This is a genomic window from Vibrio gigantis (assembly GCF_024347515.1).
GTDB lineage: Bacteria > Pseudomonadota > Gammaproteobacteria > Enterobacterales > Vibrionaceae > Vibrio > Vibrio gigantis.
The window spans coordinates 1-15,677 of record NZ_AP025492.1 but is presented as its reverse complement, the minus strand read 5'-3'; the positions used below and the strand labels follow the sequence as shown (position 1 = coordinate 15,677).

At 45.5% G+C, this 15,677-nt stretch carries 14 protein-coding genes; 2 read left to right on the top strand and 12 right to left on the bottom strand.

Annotated elements, in window-relative coordinates:
* Nucleotides 1–2 precede the first annotated feature (2 nt).
* From OCV56_RS00070 to OCV56_RS00040, 7 genes are read right to left on the bottom strand one after another with little or no spacing between them, the layout of a single operon-like run.
* Nucleotides 3–1,286, bottom strand: a complete 1,284-nt coding sequence (locus OCV56_RS00070; RefSeq protein ID WP_086712383.1) for a CpaF family protein — start codon at nucleotides 1,284–1,286, stop codon at nucleotides 3–5.
* 5 nt (nucleotides 1,287–1,291) lie between these two features.
* Nucleotides 1,292–2,515: an AAA family ATPase gene (locus OCV56_RS00065; protein ID WP_086712384.1), complete on the bottom strand. Its 1,224-nt coding sequence runs from the start codon at nucleotides 2,513–2,515 to the stop codon at nucleotides 1,292–1,294.
* Nucleotides 2,516–2,559: 44 nt separating this feature from the next.
* A complete protein-coding gene (locus OCV56_RS00060) occupies nucleotides 2,560–3,033 on the bottom strand; it encodes a hypothetical protein (RefSeq protein WP_143691556.1) in 474 nt (157 codons plus the stop codon).
* Nucleotides 3,030–4,355, bottom strand: a complete 1,326-nt coding sequence (locus OCV56_RS00055; protein ID WP_086712386.1) for a type II and III secretion system protein family protein — start codon at nucleotides 4,353–4,355, stop codon at nucleotides 3,030–3,032. Before OCV56_RS00055 ends, OCV56_RS00060 begins: the two co-directional genes overlap by 4 nt.
* A gap of 8 nt (nucleotides 4,356–4,363) precedes the next feature.
* Nucleotides 4,364–5,152 carry an RcpC/CpaB family pilus assembly protein gene (locus tag OCV56_RS00050; RefSeq protein WP_086712387.1) on the bottom strand — a complete coding sequence of 263 codons (789 nt, stop codon included), beginning with the start codon at nucleotides 5,150–5,152 and terminating at the stop codon, nucleotides 4,364–4,366.
* A gap of 8 nt (nucleotides 5,153–5,160) precedes the next feature.
* Nucleotides 5,161–5,559: an A24 family peptidase gene (locus OCV56_RS00045; RefSeq protein ID WP_228761238.1), complete on the bottom strand. Its 399-nt coding sequence runs from the start codon at nucleotides 5,557–5,559 to the stop codon at nucleotides 5,161–5,163.
* 35 nt (nucleotides 5,560–5,594) lie between these two features.
* Nucleotides 5,595–5,831: a Flp family type IVb pilin gene (locus OCV56_RS00040; protein WP_086712389.1), complete on the bottom strand. Its 237-nt coding sequence runs from the start codon at nucleotides 5,829–5,831 to the stop codon at nucleotides 5,595–5,597.
* A 322-nt stretch (nucleotides 5,832–6,153) separates the two neighbouring features.
* On the opposite strand from OCV56_RS00040, the gene OCV56_RS00035 reads away from it, so the two are divergent.
* Nucleotides 6,154–7,407: a valine--pyruvate transaminase gene (locus OCV56_RS00035; protein WP_086712390.1), complete on the top strand. Its 1,254-nt coding sequence runs from the start codon at nucleotides 6,154–6,156 to the stop codon at nucleotides 7,405–7,407.
* A gap of 254 nt (nucleotides 7,408–7,661) precedes the next feature.
* Here the strand turns inward: OCV56_RS00035 and OCV56_RS00030 are convergent, their stop codons facing one another.
* On the bottom strand, nucleotides 7,662–8,096 hold the full coding sequence (locus OCV56_RS00030) for an Hsp20 family protein (protein ID WP_004739258.1): 435 nt from the start codon (nucleotides 8,094–8,096) through the stop codon (nucleotides 7,662–7,664).
* Nucleotides 8,097–8,518: 422 nt separating this feature from the next.
* Here OCV56_RS00030 and OCV56_RS00025 point away from each other — a divergent pair, with 422 nt between their 5' ends.
* Nucleotides 8,519–9,445, top strand: coding sequence for a patatin-like phospholipase family protein (locus OCV56_RS00025; RefSeq protein WP_086712391.1), 927 nt, complete (start codon nucleotides 8,519–8,521; stop codon nucleotides 9,443–9,445).
* Nucleotides 9,446–9,505: 60 nt separating this feature from the next.
* Here the strand turns inward: OCV56_RS00025 and gyrB are convergent, their stop codons facing one another.
* The 4 genes from gyrB to dnaA form a co-directional block, all read right to left on the bottom strand.
* The gene (gene gyrB, locus OCV56_RS00020) at nucleotides 9,506–11,923 is read right to left on the bottom strand and encodes a DNA topoisomerase (ATP-hydrolyzing) subunit B (protein ID WP_057622113.1); all 2,418 of its coding nucleotides are present in this window, start codon (nucleotides 11,921–11,923) and stop codon (nucleotides 9,506–9,508) included.
* A 17-nt stretch (nucleotides 11,924–11,940) separates the two neighbouring features.
* On the bottom strand, nucleotides 11,941–13,020 hold the full coding sequence (gene recF / locus OCV56_RS00015; protein WP_017632663.1) for a DNA replication/repair protein RecF: 1,080 nt from the start codon (nucleotides 13,018–13,020) through the stop codon (nucleotides 11,941–11,943).
* A 53-nt stretch (nucleotides 13,021–13,073) separates the two neighbouring features.
* Nucleotides 13,074–14,174 (bottom strand): DNA polymerase III subunit beta, encoded by a 1,101-nt coding sequence (gene dnaN, locus OCV56_RS00010; RefSeq protein WP_017058809.1) that lies wholly within the window; start codon nucleotides 14,172–14,174, stop codon nucleotides 13,074–13,076.
* An 81-nt stretch (nucleotides 14,175–14,255) separates the two neighbouring features.
* Nucleotides 14,256–15,677 carry a chromosomal replication initiator protein DnaA gene (dnaA, locus tag OCV56_RS00005; RefSeq protein WP_086712393.1) on the bottom strand — a complete coding sequence of 474 codons (1,422 nt, stop codon included), beginning with the start codon at nucleotides 15,675–15,677 and terminating at the stop codon, nucleotides 14,256–14,258.

The following is a 15,677-nucleotide window of genomic DNA, read 5'->3' as shown; positions in this document are numbered from 1 at the left end:
TGCTACCCCACTAATTCGATCGCATGAATCAACTGCTGTAGTTGTTGTTCACACCCAAAAAAGTGCGCTTTTTTAAAGAGTACCGAGCGGCTCATGACCCCTGAAGTGACATAGCGTCCCGACAACTTTCCATCACTCAACGCACCCTTGATTTGGAAGGTAAATAGTTCTTCAAGCACCACGCTCTCTCCCTCAAGGCCTACAACTTCGGAGATACTGATAATTTTTCTTGAGCCATCATGCAATCGAGTAACTTGCACGATGATATCGACTGCACTCACCACAGAGCGACGAATCGCATCGATAGGCAAATTGTTGGTCGCCATCATTACCATCGCCTCAACACGTGATATTGCGTCTCGAGGACTATTGGCATGCAATGTCGACATCGAACCATCGTGTCCCGTATTCATCGCTTGCAGCATCTCAAAAGCTTCCGGGCCACGGCACTCACCAACAATGATGCGATCAGGACGCATACGCAGTGAGTTAATCACCAAATCTCGAGAAGTGATGGCACCAGTGCCTTCGGTTCCTGCAAGTCGAGTTTCCATTCGAGCAACATGAGGCTGCTGTAATCTTAGTTCTGCGGTATCTTCAATCGTGACAATTCGCTCAACCTCGGAGACGTGCTGTGACAACGCATTGAGCAAGGTTGTTTTACCAGAACCCGTACCGCCAGAGATTAAGATATTCAAGCGACAACGAGCAGCCAATGCCAATAGTTGCGCCATCTCTTCACTAAGCGCTCCTAGCTCCGTTAACTTGTCCAAGTTAATCGCTTGATGGCGAAACTTACGAATAGAAATCAAGCTTCCATCAAGAGCAATCGGCGCGATCACGATATTAACGCGACTGCCATCTTCCAAGCGGGCATCACATGTTGGTGAAGACTCATCAATACGACGCCCTACTCGACTTGCAATGCGCTTAGCAATCTCGATTAACTGTTGTTCATCAATAAACTGCACCTGTGCACGCTCTACCAAACCATTGCGTTCAATAAAGACCTGTTGATGGCCATTGATCATAATATCGCTGATGCTGTCGTCATCCATCAGCACTTGAAGTGGCCCTAAACCAACGAGCTCATTGATTAAACTGGTGACATACTCTTGCTTAGCCAATGTTGAAACAGGAAGCTGTTCACGATTAACCAACACCTCAATGGCGTGGCTCAGCTGCTTCTCTAACTCTTGAGTGGATAAAGACTCAATTGCACTCGCGTCCAAAGCTTCAAATATTTGCTGACGAAGTTGAAGATAGACTTGTTTTGACTGTTGCATGCGAACTACCTCTTAAGCCAAGAGAGCCATGACGTTTTGCTTTTCTGGACAACTTGCTCACCAAGAAGTATCGCCACCAACTGCGTTAAACCCAATTGCATCTCAGATCGAGTTTCAGTGATCAATTCGCCCTGAAGAAGGTATTGATTGGCCTTGTGATCGAACTCAACGTGGCAATTAGCGGCTTGTCCAAAGTGCTTCTCAACATCGGCTTTTGATACCGAGGCGGCATTACTCGGACGAGTGTGATTCATTACCGTCACTATGGTCATTGTTGGCAATTCAGCTTGTACACTGCCAACAATTCGATTGAGCTCTCTCAACGATGAAACGGTAGCATCAAATACCAAAACTAATGAATCAACATCAGCCAGTGCTCGAGACAACTCTTGTTGGGTCAGCGCACTGTGCGAATAGTCTTCAATGATGAATGAACTGTTCTGCTCTACTTGCTTAGTCAGTGCTTGAGTGTATTCATGCAATTCGCCACGACTGAAGTCTTGGGACTCGACCGCCAAAATAGAAAGATTGTTCTCTAAGCTCTGCACCAAATTCGAAGCCAAAGCCGTATCAACCGCAGAAACTAACGTCCCTTTTTGTACGTTACGCTTTTGGAATTTTTTCAAACCGAGCATTACGTCTAGGTTGCTGCCGGTATAGGTGTGGTCAACCAACAAAGTTGGTAGTGAGTGCTGCTTGGCTAAACAACGAGAAACTTCACTCGCAATCAATGAGGTGCCCACTCCGCCTTTCACCCCAACAAAAGCAATTTGCTTGGCCTTACGGTTTCGAGCCACACCTTGACGCTGCATATGATTGTGCAAAACACTTCGGTAAAAATCGGTCACCTCAACAACACTCGCAGGCCAAAATAGATAGTAGAAACCTAAGTCCTTTAACACACGGATAGTGGTGATCGCATCTTCACTACCAATAACCACAACCGATAAGTGTGTCGGGAGTTGTAAGGCGATCTGCTGAGCATCTCGAACCACATTGTCGCTATCGTTGAGATCAATCATCACCACTTTTAAATTCACGAATTCAGCCAGCTTTAAAGCACTTGCCGGTTGGTTTTCAAAAGCGACAGGCTCAGGCAGGCCTTCAAAACGAAAGGCTTTGTATAAATGAGCTCGGCAATCTTCACTCTGAAAAAGCACGGCACAATGGTTATCTACTTGAGGAGTTTGCTCATCCTTAGCACTCAACTTATCGACTAAATTAAACATATTCGTAAACCTAAAACTTGTTGAAGGAGCTGTAGTAAACGGAGTTACAGTGACTTTTCAGGGTTAACCATTGATTGCCAGCGGTTACCGTCGGTATAGCAACCAAGTTTGCTATACCCATAATGCCCGACCTTTTGTTGCTGACAGACCTCTAGACGAACCTGCATATCCGTTGCAATCACAGACACGCTAAAACGGTTTGATGTGTTGTTAACTTGATGCTCCACCTGCGACTGAGCAATATGGTTATTGGCAAGTACCTCATCCAGCACTGACACTAGCGGCTGAGGTGATGAGCCATTCACGATAATTTGCCACTGAGCAGTACTGCCCTCTAATTGATAACGCTGAATAAAGGCTTCAAAGCGCTGCTCAACTACAGTGTGATCCTGACTCTGTGCATTAAATTGATAGTGAATCGGCACCACTTCGATAGAGGTACCTTCAGGTTCAACGACATGGTCAGCGCATCCGGTGATGCCAAAGGCACATAACATTCCTAGTAAATAACGTTTCACTGTTTAAAGCCTCCGGCAGATAAAATTTCGCTCGCCCAACGCTGTTCGGCTTTGTCATATTCACTGTCTAGCGCTAAGAAGCGCTTCAAAGTACCCGTTTTTTCCATTATCGGCAGTTGGATCTGATTCGCTTTAACGGGGTGAACTAAGTTGACCGTCGCCACTATTACGAGCTCGGTCTTATTACGTTCCGTTCCTGTGTGTCGGAATAACGCACCAAGAATTGGGATGTCGCCAATAAACGGGATTCGAGTCAGCGATTCGCGCTCTTCACTATTCAGCAAACCACCCAGTACAAAACTTTGCCCATCCCCCAGCTCAACCGTCGTTTGTGCGCGTCGAGTCTTTAGAGCCGGTAAATCGTAGAGTTCGTTACTGTATTGAGCATCTAAAGAGCTCACCTCAGGGGTCAGTGCTAGCTTAATTTTGTCGTCTCTTAGCACCTTCGCCATCAACTCCAATCGAACACCAAACTCTTTATAGTCCACATTGGTGCCACCATCATTACTGGTCACAACCGGTAACTCTCCACCAACAAGAAAGCTCGCTTTCTCACCAGAGATCACCGATAGGTTAGGCTCCGCTAGAATCTGACCAATCTGATCCGATCCCACCGCAGAAATAACAGAAACAATATCGCTAGCACTAAAGTGAGTAAGCTGATCAACAAACATTCCTGCGTTGCCAGCAGTGCCCACTTTGATACCGAAATCTTGGATAAAAGAGTGAGATACTTCAGCAATAGTCAGCTTTACATTGACCTGCTTGGTAGCGTTCACTTCAATGTTATTCACCACTCCTCGATAGCGACGCTTGGTCATAAACTCAATGCTTAAATCATCAACTGGCGCTTCATTTTCAGAAGAGAAGTTCTGTTCAACTTCTTCCTTACCCAGTAGTTCGCCGACCATCTGGTAGATATTGTCTTTCTCTAGTTCGGAAGATACGGGACCACTAAGGATGATGTTTTCGCCAATGCCATAAACGGTCACTTTTGCTTGTGGGTACTGAATTTTGATCTGCTGCTCGATATCGGTATAGCTGCGATTCACGACCAGTTGTTGATTCACCAGCTCATTGCCTTGTTGATCAAAAGCGATGAAAGTCGTGGTTCCTAACTGACGGCCAAACACGACAATTTTGTTCTCGTCTATCACCTGATAGTCCGCGACCTTTTGGTCAGAAATGAAGACTGAAGCCACATCACCAGAAACGTTCACGGTTGTAGCCTGTCCCTCAGTGAGGTTGATTAGGCTAGCCGCCGCTACTAGCGGCGATAGCAGCCACAGCCCAGCAAAGGCTAATATTCGTTTTGTTATCATGATTCGCCCTACTTAAACCGATATTCGCGTATCTCGTCACGTTGACCAGACAAACTGATCACATCACTTGAGTCTGCTTCCAGGTCGTCCGAGAACTCTTTACCAATTGACTTATGCACTTCAATCTCTGCAATGCGCTTGGCAATCGTTAATTGAGCAACCTGCCTATTGGTAACTTGCAGTACCAAGGTCACCTCGGTCACTTTTTCACTGCTTAAAGTACTCACCGAACGCTGTCTACTGACCATATCCAAAACAGGAACCTGAGCGAGCAACGGGGTCATAGTCAGGTGTTGAATATCATCGACTCTCTTATCATTGGCCAAGTTCTGTTTAGGCGCTGACAACACAGAGATATCGACCAAGTCGCCAACACTGATAGTACCACCAACGACATCCTCTCCCGGAACCGTCACGTTAAAAGGCACGAACCCTGGTTCAATCACCGTATTCAAGTAATCGGTTTGACCTGGGGAAGTCAGTAACTCAGGCGTCACAATGCCACCTTGTTGCAAGGCCTGTTTGGCAAACAAGCTTTGCTGCCAATTAAAGCGAGTATCTTCAGTTAAGCCATGTGAACCGGCTTGCTGGCGTGTCAGGTAAACTGCTTCAAAATCGCGACGGACAAGCTTGTCACCCTGCACAACATCCCGCTTCAACTGCCAAGCTAGTATCTTCAGTTCCACTTGATTGACTGACTGCGTAGGAATTTCTTTCGTAGAAGGCGTTTGTGTCACGCCATAAAGCCCAATAGATATAGCAACAACTGCTAGACCAAGAATGATTTTTGAATTCATTGTTTAACCTATAATGATGCAGCTATAGCTAATAAGCTTGCCAAACAGATTGGTACTGCATAGGGAACACCACGTTGTGTCCACCGAATATCGGCAGTCATTCGTCCTAACCACCACTGACTAATCGCCAACACACCACCTAAAAAACCAATAAGCAGCAGCGTAATAACTATAAACTGAGAGTCGATCGCTAAGCTCAGTGCTGCAAATAGCTTGCTATCACCCGCCGCCAGAATATTCATCTGGAACAACACGCCACCAACCAACAACACTGCTGCTGGATGCAATAGATGTTGAGCCTCACCGTGAAACTCCATTCGCGATAAGGTCCATAACGCCATACATAACACCAGACGATTGCTGACCTCTCGGTGTCGACAATCCGTGTAACAGGCGTAGGCAGCCATGGCGGCTAAAATAATTAGCCACCATAAGCTCGCCACTAGAAACCTTCTGAGCCAGCAGTTGATAGTTCAACTGTATTTGCATCAGTGATGTTTTGAGAAATAGCGGCAACAGCATCGTTAAGCGCAGCAGTCAGCCCATCACCAAATACAGCAAGCACGATCGCAGACATGCACACGCCAAGAATTGCGTATTCAATCGCAGTTACACCACGTTGGTCGTTTTTAAATGCTGCTGTAAACAATTGAGCTTTAACAAATAAATGAGTAATCATTACTTTCTCCAAAAAGATAAATAGGTTGTTTTGTCTTCGGGGAAAAGAATATTCATTGCGCTATTTTTGAGCAACAAAAGAGTGACCAACTTCACGTTGTTCTGGCGTTTACTGTCGTTCTATTCAGTTTGGGTTCAGTTTGAGGGCGTTTAATCGCGGTATTTAGCCTAGGGAACAAGAAAAGTTTTTTTCGTGTTAGCGCATTTGGCGCTATGCGTCGCAAAAACATTGCGGTATGTTCAAGGAATGCACTGATGGCAGACATAAGGTCTGCCTTAATGACACATAACAAGCAATCACAATGAATTAGGTAAAATAAGTAATGCAGTTCTCTAAGTTTGGTGAAAAGTTTAATCGATACTCTGGAATCACTCGTTTAATGGATGATTTGAATGATGGCCTGCGCACTCCTGGTGCAATCATGCTTGGTGGTGGCAATCCAGCCGCTATCCCAGCTATGCTCGATTACTTTAACCAAGCCAGTGCCGACATGCTCGCCAGTGGAGAACTCATCGCCGCCCTCGCCAACTACGATGGTCCGCAGGGCAAAGACAGTTTTATTAAGTCTTTAGCCGCAATGCTAAAAGAGACCTATGACTGGGACATCAGCGAGAAGAACATCAGCCTAACTAACGGCAGTCAAAGCGGCTTCTTCTACCTATTCAACCTACTAGCTGGCCAGCAGCCAGACGGCTCTCACAAAAAAATATTGCTGCCAATCGCACCTGAATACATCGGCTACGGTGACGCAGGGATTGATGACGACATCTTTATCTCTTACCACCCGGAGATCGAGCTGCTAGAAAACCGCCAGTTCAAATACCATGTCGATTTCGAACAGCTAAAAGTGGATGACTCAGTCGCTGCTATCTGTGCATCTCGCCCAACCAACCCAACAGGTAACGTACTGACAGATGAGGAAGTACGTAAGTTGGATAAACTCGCACGTGACAACAATATCCCACTGCTGATCGACAACGCTTACGGACTACCATTTCCAAACATCATCTTTGAAGATGTAGAGCCGTTCTGGAATGAAAATACGATTCTGTGCATGAGCCTATCTAAGCTTGGTTTACCAGGTGTGCGTTGCGGTATCGTGATTGCGAGCGAAGAAGTCACTCAAGCGCTAACCAACATGAATGGCATCATCAGCTTAGCACCAAGCAGTGTTGGACCCGCTATTGCCAACCACATGATTGAAAACGGTGATCTGCTGCGCTTGAGCAGTGAAGTGATCAAGCCTTTCTATAAAGAGAAGTCTTTGCGCGCCGTTGAACTGCTACAAGAAGCAATTGATGACCCACGTTTCCGTATTCACAAACCTGAAGGCGCTATCTTCTTATGGCTATGGTTTGATGAACTGCCAATCACCACCATGGAACTGTACGACAGATTAAAAGCTCGCGGTGTATTGATTGTTCCAGGTGAATACTTCTTTATTGGCCAGGAAGACGAGTGGGATCATGCTCATCAGTGCTTACGTATGAACTACGTACAAGACGATGAAGCAATGCAAAAAGGTATTGCGATCATTGCTGAAGAAGTGAAAAAGGCTTACAGCGAAAGCAAATAGAGATTCCCTACTCGGTCGTTCCTCCCTCTATGGAATGACGTTAGAAGGACAAACAAAAAGAGCACCTCATAGGTGCTCTTTCACTTTTACTTCCCGATAATGTTTGTCACTTGAATACCCTAAATAATTGGGGCTTCAGCTAGGCGACTAGAAAATTCAGCCCTATGAGCATAGGAAACCTATGTAATTTGGGCGGCCGGCGATCCGGGGAATTTACGACGTCAACAACGCTGTAGCTTCAAGTATGACGGGTATTAGCCTTCTAGTAGGCTATTACCATTGATAGCAATCTTACGTGGTTGCATCGCTTCTGGGATTTCGCGTTCTAGGTCGATGTGAAGAAGACCATTTTCCATGCTCGCACCTACTACTTTTACGTAGTCTGCAAGTTGGAATTTACGTTCGAAATCACGCTCTGCGATACCTTGGTACACATAAGTTTTTTCTGCTTCAGGTTTACGCTCACCTTTCACAATTAGCATATTCTCTTTCTGAGTCAGGTCTAATTGGTCATCAGCAAAACCAGCAACAGCCATAGTGATACGGTAGTTGTTCTCGTCTTTTTGCTCGATGTTGTATGGAGGGTAACCGCCAGAAGTGTTCTTCGATGTGTTCGCTTCCATCATATTGAATAGACGATCGAAGCCGATTGCGTTGCGGTAAAGTGGAGTGAAATCTACAGTTCTCATAATGCTATCCTTTTAGTAAGCAATAGTCTTAGCTGCGAATTTTACTTAGATCGAACCTGTGTATGACCAAGTAAGCAGCTAAGAGATTCAATTCGCATTCCTCGGGTTTCACCTCTGTTGGCGACAACACTGGGACATGACAATGAATCAATTTTTAAGTTGTGTGCTGCTAAAGTTATCCTCTGTTGAGCGATACTTCGTCAGCGGTAATGAAGGTTCTGTTTCTTCTCTTATGAGCAAGACAGTCATCCTCTTCATAAATAGATATGTGGTGCCACAAATAGCTTTTCAAGCGGCGTTACTCAATTTTTTGGTTAAGAAAAACCAAACGCTATATAAATATTACTTAATTTTAATTAACCACCATTGGTCATATCCTAGTCAGGTTGAATCCTTTTCTATCACTTTTGGTGGCAATTCTGATGTCTTCTACGCATATATCTTACGCACTCCACTCTTACGATGCCTTAGCGCATCTAGATATTCACATCGATAAGGTGGCTCTGGTGACGGAAGGCGGCGGCCAACGCGGAATTTTTACAGCGGGTGTGTTAGATGCCTTTCTCGAACAAAGCTTTAATCCGTTTTCATTGATGATTGGCACGTCAGCGGGCTCTCTTAACCTAGCATCCTATATATGCGGACAACATCGACATGCTTATCGCGTCATCACGGAAGCAACAGCCAGCCCTGAATTCTTCGATGCCTATAAGTTCTTACTACAAAAGAAAGGATTAGATCTAGACTGGTTGCTTGAGCAAACCGAAACAAACTTACCGCTCAACTGGCAGTTAGGTCATGACAATATGAAGAGTTGTAAGGTGCTTGCCTGTGCATCCCACGCGACTCGTCACGAGCCAGCCTATTTTGACTTAGACTCTCACGCTTGGCAGGATGCACTCAAAGCCTCATGTGCTGTTCCTTTTATCAGCCCAAAGGCAATTCAAGCGAATGATGAAGAGTGGCTTGATGGTGGTATTGCCGCTCCAATACCAGCACAAGAAGCCTATAAACGGGGCTATAAACATATTGTGGTGATTCGAACAGTACCGATCTCAACGTCTTTTGATCACCGCTGGATGTGCAAATACAGTAAGTTATTAGGCAAAACAAAAGCCAAAGCAATGATTGAGCTGTTACTCAAGCACGAGGCGCATTACCGTGCGACTCAAGACTTTCTGAGCAACCCGCCTGAAGACGCCACCATCTATGAAATTCATCCGGACAAAGCGCTGCACTCGACCTTGTTGGGAAGCCCGCAGTATGCACTTGAACATGACTACGAAGTAGGACTGTTATCCGGAAAGTACTTCCTCGCCACGGCTGGCCGTCATATCGATCAGGCATAAAAAAGCACCGCCAATTGGCAGTGCTTTTATAATGTTAAGTTTCTTTATTATTAAAGAAATCTATACATCAAGGTTAGCAACTTTCAGTGCGTTCTCTTCGATGAAGTTACGACGAGGCTCAACTTGATCACCCATTAGCGTAGTAAACAACAGATCAGCACCAACAGCATCTTCAATCGTTACTTGCATCATACGGCGAGTTTCAGGATCCATGGTGGTTTCCCAAAGTTGATCTGGGTTCATCTCACCTAGACCTTTGTATCGCTGTAGGCTTAGACCGCGACGAGACTCTTTCACTAACCAGTTCAGAGCTTCAACGAAGCTAGACACTTCTTGAGTACGCTCACCACGCTTAATGTAAGCGCCTTCTTCAATCAAGCCATCAAGAGCTTCAGACAAATCAGCTAACTTCGCAAACTCTTTAGAGTTAATCAGGTCAATGCTCAGTACGTGTTCATGAGTCACACCATGAGTACGAACCACAATCTTAGGAACGCTTAAACCTAGCTCTTCGTGTTTTTCAACTTCAAGGCTGTATTGGCTTGCACCTACTTCTTTCGCGTTTAGCTGCTCAACAAGCTGCTTACCCCAAGCTTCAACTGCCGCGTCATCATGACACTGCTCAGCCGTTAGACGAGGAACGTAAATCAGTTCGTGAACCAATGCGCGTGGGTAACGGCGGCTCATACGATCAACTAGCTTGATGCCTGCATTGTATTGCTGAACAAGCTTCTCTAAACCTTCACCTGCAAATGCTGGTGCTTCAGGGTTTACGTGCAGTTCTGCATTATCTAAAGCCAAAGATACTTGATACTGGTTCATCGCATCTTCATCTTTAATGTACTGCTCTTGCTTACCTTTCTTCACTTTGTAAAGTGGCGGTTGAGCAATGTAGATGTAACCACGTTCAATCAGCTCTGGCATTTGACGGTAGAAGAATGTCAGTAGCAGAGTACGGATGTGAGAACCATCGACATCGGCATCGGTCATGATGATGATGTTGTGGTAACGCAGTTTATCTGGGTTGTATTCGTCACGGCCAATACCACAACCAAGGGCTGTGATTAGCGTTGCCACTTCTTGAGAAGACAGCATTTTATCGAAACGTGCTTTCTCTACGTTAAGGATTTTACCTTTCAGCGGTAGGATTGCTTGGTTCTTACGGTTACGCCCCTGCTTAGCTGAACCGCCAGCAGAGTCTCCTTCCACAATATATAGTTCAGACAGTGCAGGATCTTTTTCCTGACAGTCAGCAAGCTTACCTGGAAGACCCGCTAAATCTAATGCGCCTTTACGACGAGTCATTTCACGAGCTTTACGCGCTGCATCACGAGCACGTGCAGCATCAATAATTTTAGAACAAACTGTTTTCGCTTCACCTGGGTTCTCAATAAGGAACTCAGACAACTTCTCACCCATTGTAGATTCAACGGCAGACTTCACTTCTGAAGAAACCAGCTTATCTTTAGTTTGGCTTGAGAACTTAGGATCAGGCACTTTAACAGAAACAATCGCCGTCAGACCTTCACGAGCATCATCACCAGAGGTCGCAGTCTTCGCTTTCTTAGAGAAGCCTTCCTTGTCCATGAAACTGTTCAGAGTACGCGTTAGCGCCGCACGGAAACCTGCTAAGTGAGCACCACCATCGCGTTGAGGGATGTTGTTGGTGAAACAGTAGATGTTTTCCTGGTAGCCATCATTCCACTGCATCGCAACTTCAACGGTAATACCGTCTTCACGCTCAGAGTTAAAGTGGAAGATTTTTTGGATGATTGGCGTTTTGTTGGTATTAAGGTGTTCAACAAACGCTTGGATACCGCCTTCGTATTCGAAGTGATCCATTTTGTCTTCTTCGCGCTCGTCAATTAGCTTAATAGACACACCTGAGTTCAAGAATGATAGCTCACGTAGACGCTTAGCTAAAATGTCGTAATGGAACTCGATGTTAGTGAAGGTTTCTTCACTTGGCCAGAAACGAATCTCTGTACCTGTTTTATCCGTGTCACCGATAACTGCTAGTGGCGCTTGAGGCTCACCGTGGCTGTAGGTTTGAGTGTGGATTTTACCACCACGGTGGATAGTAAGAGTAACTTGCTTAGAAAGTGCGTTAACTACTGAAACACCAACACCGTGCAGACCACCAGATACTTTGTACGAGTTATCATCGAACTTACCACCAGCGTGAAGAACCGTCATGATTACTTCTGCTGCTGATACGTTTTCTTCTGGGTGCAATTCTGTTGGAATACCACGGCCGTCATCGCTCACAGACACAGAACTATCTTCATGGATAGTTACAATGATGTCATTACAGTGACCAGCTAGCGCTTCATCAATAGAGTTATCTACCACCTCAAAAACCATGTGGTGCAGACCGGTACCATCATCCGTGTCGCCAATGTACATTCCAGGACGCTTACGTACCGCATCCAGACCCTTCAGTACTTTAATACTCGATGAATCGTAATTATCTGACATAGTTACTCTCTGACTAATTATCCTTGCTCTATTTTGCCATGTTCCACATGAAACATCCTGCTATTTTCGTCATGCATATCTGCAATCTGATCAGCGGTAATAGAGCTTACAAAAACTTGAGCCTCGGTCGCCTTTAAGCACTCAGCAAGACGTGCGCGGCGTTGGCTATCTAATTCGGAAGCGAAGTCATCTATTAAATAGATACACTGCTTACCTGTCATTTGAGTGAGGTGTTGCCCTTGTGCTACTCGTAGCGCGCACACCATCAACTTCAATTGACCTCGTGACAAGACATCTTCCACTGGAGTGCCGTTCACTTTTATCTTCAGATCCGCTTTGTTTGGCCCACTAAAGGTGTAACCAAGCTGCTGATCCCTTTCAAAATTCTTTTCTAATATCTCAGCGTATGGGGTGTCTTTGTCCCAGCCACGATAATAGTTAATCTTTATCTCAAACTCAGGAAGGAAGGTCGCACAGATTTCTTCGGCGACTTCTTTGAGCTGATCAACGTAGGTGGCACGCCACTGACTGATGCTTTCGGCTAAACGGGCCAGTTCTTGGTCCCAATAGCTCAGCTCTCGATAGTGCGTTGCCGTTTTCAATAAGGCGTTTCGCTGCTTATTGAGGCGCTTTACCCTACCCCAAGCATCATAGAAGCCCGACTCACTGTGGAAAACTCCCCAGTCAATGAATGCTCGGCGATGCTTAGGCCCATCTGTCAGTAAATCAAACCCTTCGGGGTGAATCAACTGCAAAGGTAAGACTTGAGCTAACTGAGCCAACTTTTGCCCAGTTTGACCGCTTATTTTAACCTCTGTCGTGCCATCGCGCTGCTTATTAATGCCAATTGGCAGCTCAAATTGATCCGAGGTCATAAAACGGCCATGCACAAACAGCTCACTACACTCATTTTGTATAATACGACCGGTGAGTGAACTCTTGAATGAGCGACCGTGTCCGAGCAGATACACAGCTTCAAGGACACTGGTTTTGCCGCTTCCGTTAGCCCCTATAAGAAAGTTAAAGCCTGATGACGGTTGAATGTCACAGGCTTCAATATTTCTAAACTGCTTAACGATTAAGCGCGATAAAGGCATAACGTCTTCATATTAATCTTCAATCACGACTCGGTAGGTCAACATATGGCAGCTTATAAGCGAATAGGCATAACAACGTACATCGCGCTGTCATCTTGTGCGTTTTCGATCAGAGCACTCGCATTGGCATCTGACATTGAGATGCGAACCTGTTCACAACGCAGTGTGTTCAACACATCCAATACGTAACTTACGTTGAAGCCAATCTCTAATGCGTCGCCGTCGAAGTTAACATCGAGTACTTCTTCTGCTTCTTCTTGCTCTGGGTTGTTCGCTGTAATACGCATCTCACTATCAGCAAGGTTAACGCGAACACCACGGAATTTTTCATTGGATAGAATCGCAGCACGAGAAAATGCTGAACGTAATTCATCACAACCCGCTTCAAGCGTCTTGGTGGTATTTTGCGGCATTACGCGACGATAGTCAGGGAAACGACCATCAACCAGCTTAGAAGTGAAGACATAGTTGTTCACTTCAGCACGCACGTTAGAGTTACCAATTTGCAGCGTTACTGGTTGTTCAGGTGCATCCAATAACTTCACTAGCTCTTGAACACCTTTACGAGGAACAATGATCTGCTTCTGAGCAAAATCCGCCCCCAGCTGTGCTTGAGATACTGCCATACGGTGACCATCGGTCGCCACGCTGCGCAAGATAGAACCTTCAATCTCAAACAACATACCGTTGAGGTAGTAACGAACATCTTGGTTCGCCATTGAGAATTGTGTTTTCTCGATCAGACCGCGAAGTTCAGCTTGTGTCACTGACACTTCAACTTCGCTGCTCCAGTCTTCAATATTTGGAAAATCTGCCGCAGGTAGTGTTGCTAATGAGAAGCGGCTACGACCAGAGCGAACCTGAATGCGGTCACCATCCAATACCACAGTAATCACTGAGTTATCTGGCAATCCACGACAGATATCCAGAAACTTACGTGAAGGTACGGTGATACTGCCCGCTTCGAAATCACCTTCAAGCGTTACACGGCTGATCAGTTCAACTTCTAGATCCGTCGCTGTCATCGACAACACGTTATCTTCTACTTTAATCAGTAGGTTCCCTAGAATTGGAAGCGTTGGCCTGCCACCGAGTGCGCCAGATACTTGTTGTAATGGCTTAATCAGATGACTACGTTCAATGGTAAATTTCATATCTTGCTCTTACGGTCTAAATGGCACTGCGTAATAGTACGTGGCCAAGATTCTGCTTATTAAGGTTAAGAATACTGTGTATTAAGAAGAAAGGGTACGAATCAAGTTCGAATAATCTTCTTTAATGTCGTGGCTCTCTTCACGCAGCTGAGCAATCTTACGACAAGCATGCAGCACAGTTGTGTGGTCACGACCACCGAATGCATCACCAATCTCAGGCAAACTGTGGTTTGTTAGCTCTTTAGCCAATGCCATCGCCAATTGACGTGGACGAGCAACTGAACGAGAGCGACGTTTAGACAATAGATCAGCGACTTTGATTTTATAGTACTCGGCTACTGTCTTCTGAATGTTATCAATGGTGACCAGCTTCTCTTGCAGTGCAAGTAGATCACGCAGTGCTTCACGCACAAAATCAATCGTGATCGGGCGGCCAGTGAAGTTTGCATTTGCAATAACACGGTTCAATGCGCCTTCCAGTTCACGAACATTAGAGCGTAAACGCTTGGCAATAAAGAACGCCACTTCATCCGCAAGGTGAATTTGGTGGTCTTCTGCTTTCTTCATCAAGATCGCAACACGAGTCTCAAGCTCTGGTGGCTCAATCGCTACCGTCAAACCCCAACCGAAGCGAGATTTAAGACGATCTTCTACCCCATTGATCTCTTTTGGATAACGGTCTGACGTGAGGATGATCTGTTGGTTGCCTTCAAGCAGCGCATTAAAGGTATGGAAAAACTCTTCTTGAGAACGCTCTTTATTAGCAAAGAATTGGATGTCATCGATAAGCAATGCATCAACACTACGGTAGTAGCGCTTAAATTCTTCGATCGCGTTGTTTTGCAGTGCCTTTACCATATCCTGAACAAAACGCTCTGAGTGCATGTAAACCACTTTCGCATTCGGCTTATTATCAACAATGGCGTTACCCACCGCATGCAACAAGTGCGTTTTACCTAGACCAGTGCCGCCGTATAAGAACAACGGGTTGTAGGCTGTTCCTGGATTATCAGAAACCTGACGTGCCGCAGCCAAACCTAGTTGGTTAGACTTACCTTCAACAAAGTTGTTGAACTTATGTTTTGGGTTAACGTTTGAGCGGTGGTTAAGGTCAACCGCTACAGGCTCTTCATCACGCCAGTTATTATGGACAGGCTTACGAGCTTGTAATTGCGCAGGTGCCGAAGACTCAGCAGCCACGTCGGCTGCAGTGCGAGTACGAGTCGGGGCCGGCGTCGCAGGCTTTGGTGCAATCACACGTTTACTTCCCACTTCAAAATGAAGATGTGGGATATCGTTACCGCAATATTCTTGCAGTAAGCGGTTAATGCTATTTAGATACTTATCACGAACCCAATCGAGTACGAAACGGTTCGGTGCAAATAGAGTTAGAGTATTGTCATTGAGTTCCGCTTGTAACGGACGAACCCACATACTGAATTCTGTAGCTGGTAACTCTTCTTGAAGCTGTTGCAAACACTGCAACCAAAGCGAAGATGACAC

Excerpts from the sequence above, each read along its gene's own strand:
- OCV56_RS00070 (WP_086712383.1), bottom strand. The coding sequence starts at position 1,286 with ATGCAACAGTCAAAACAAGTCTATCTTCAACTTCGTCAGCAAATATTT.
- OCV56_RS00065 (WP_086712384.1), bottom strand. The coding sequence starts at position 2,515 with ATGTTTAATTTAGTCGATAAGTTGAGTGCTAAGGATGAGCAAACTCCT.
- OCV56_RS00055 (WP_086712386.1), bottom strand. The coding sequence starts at position 4,355 with ATGATAACAAAACGAATATTAGCCTTTGCTGGGCTGTGGCTGCTATCG.
- OCV56_RS00050 (WP_086712387.1), bottom strand. The coding sequence starts at position 5,152 with ATGAATTCAAAAATCATTCTTGGTCTAGCAGTTGTTGCTATATCTATT.
- OCV56_RS00045 (WP_228761238.1), bottom strand. The coding sequence starts at position 5,559 with ATGGCTGCCTACGCCTGTTACACGGATTGTCGACACCGAGAGGTCAGC.
- OCV56_RS00040 (WP_086712389.1), bottom strand. The coding sequence starts at position 5,831 with ATGATTACTCATTTATTTGTTAAAGCTCAATTGTTTACAGCAGCATTT.
- OCV56_RS00035 (WP_086712390.1), top strand. The coding sequence starts at position 6,154 with ATGCAGTTCTCTAAGTTTGGTGAAAAGTTTAATCGATACTCTGGAATC.
- OCV56_RS00030 (WP_004739258.1), bottom strand. The coding sequence starts at position 8,096 with ATGAGAACTGTAGATTTCACTCCACTTTACCGCAACGCAATCGGCTTC.
- OCV56_RS00025 (WP_086712391.1), top strand. The coding sequence starts at position 8,519 with ATGTCTTCTACGCATATATCTTACGCACTCCACTCTTACGATGCCTTA.
- gyrB (WP_057622113.1), bottom strand. The coding sequence starts at position 11,923 with ATGTCAGATAATTACGATTCATCGAGTATTAAAGTACTGAAGGGTCTG.
- recF (WP_017632663.1), bottom strand. The coding sequence starts at position 13,020 with ATGCCTTTATCGCGCTTAATCGTTAAGCAGTTTAGAAATATTGAAGCC.
- dnaN (WP_017058809.1), bottom strand. The coding sequence starts at position 14,174 with ATGAAATTTACCATTGAACGTAGTCATCTGATTAAGCCATTACAACAA.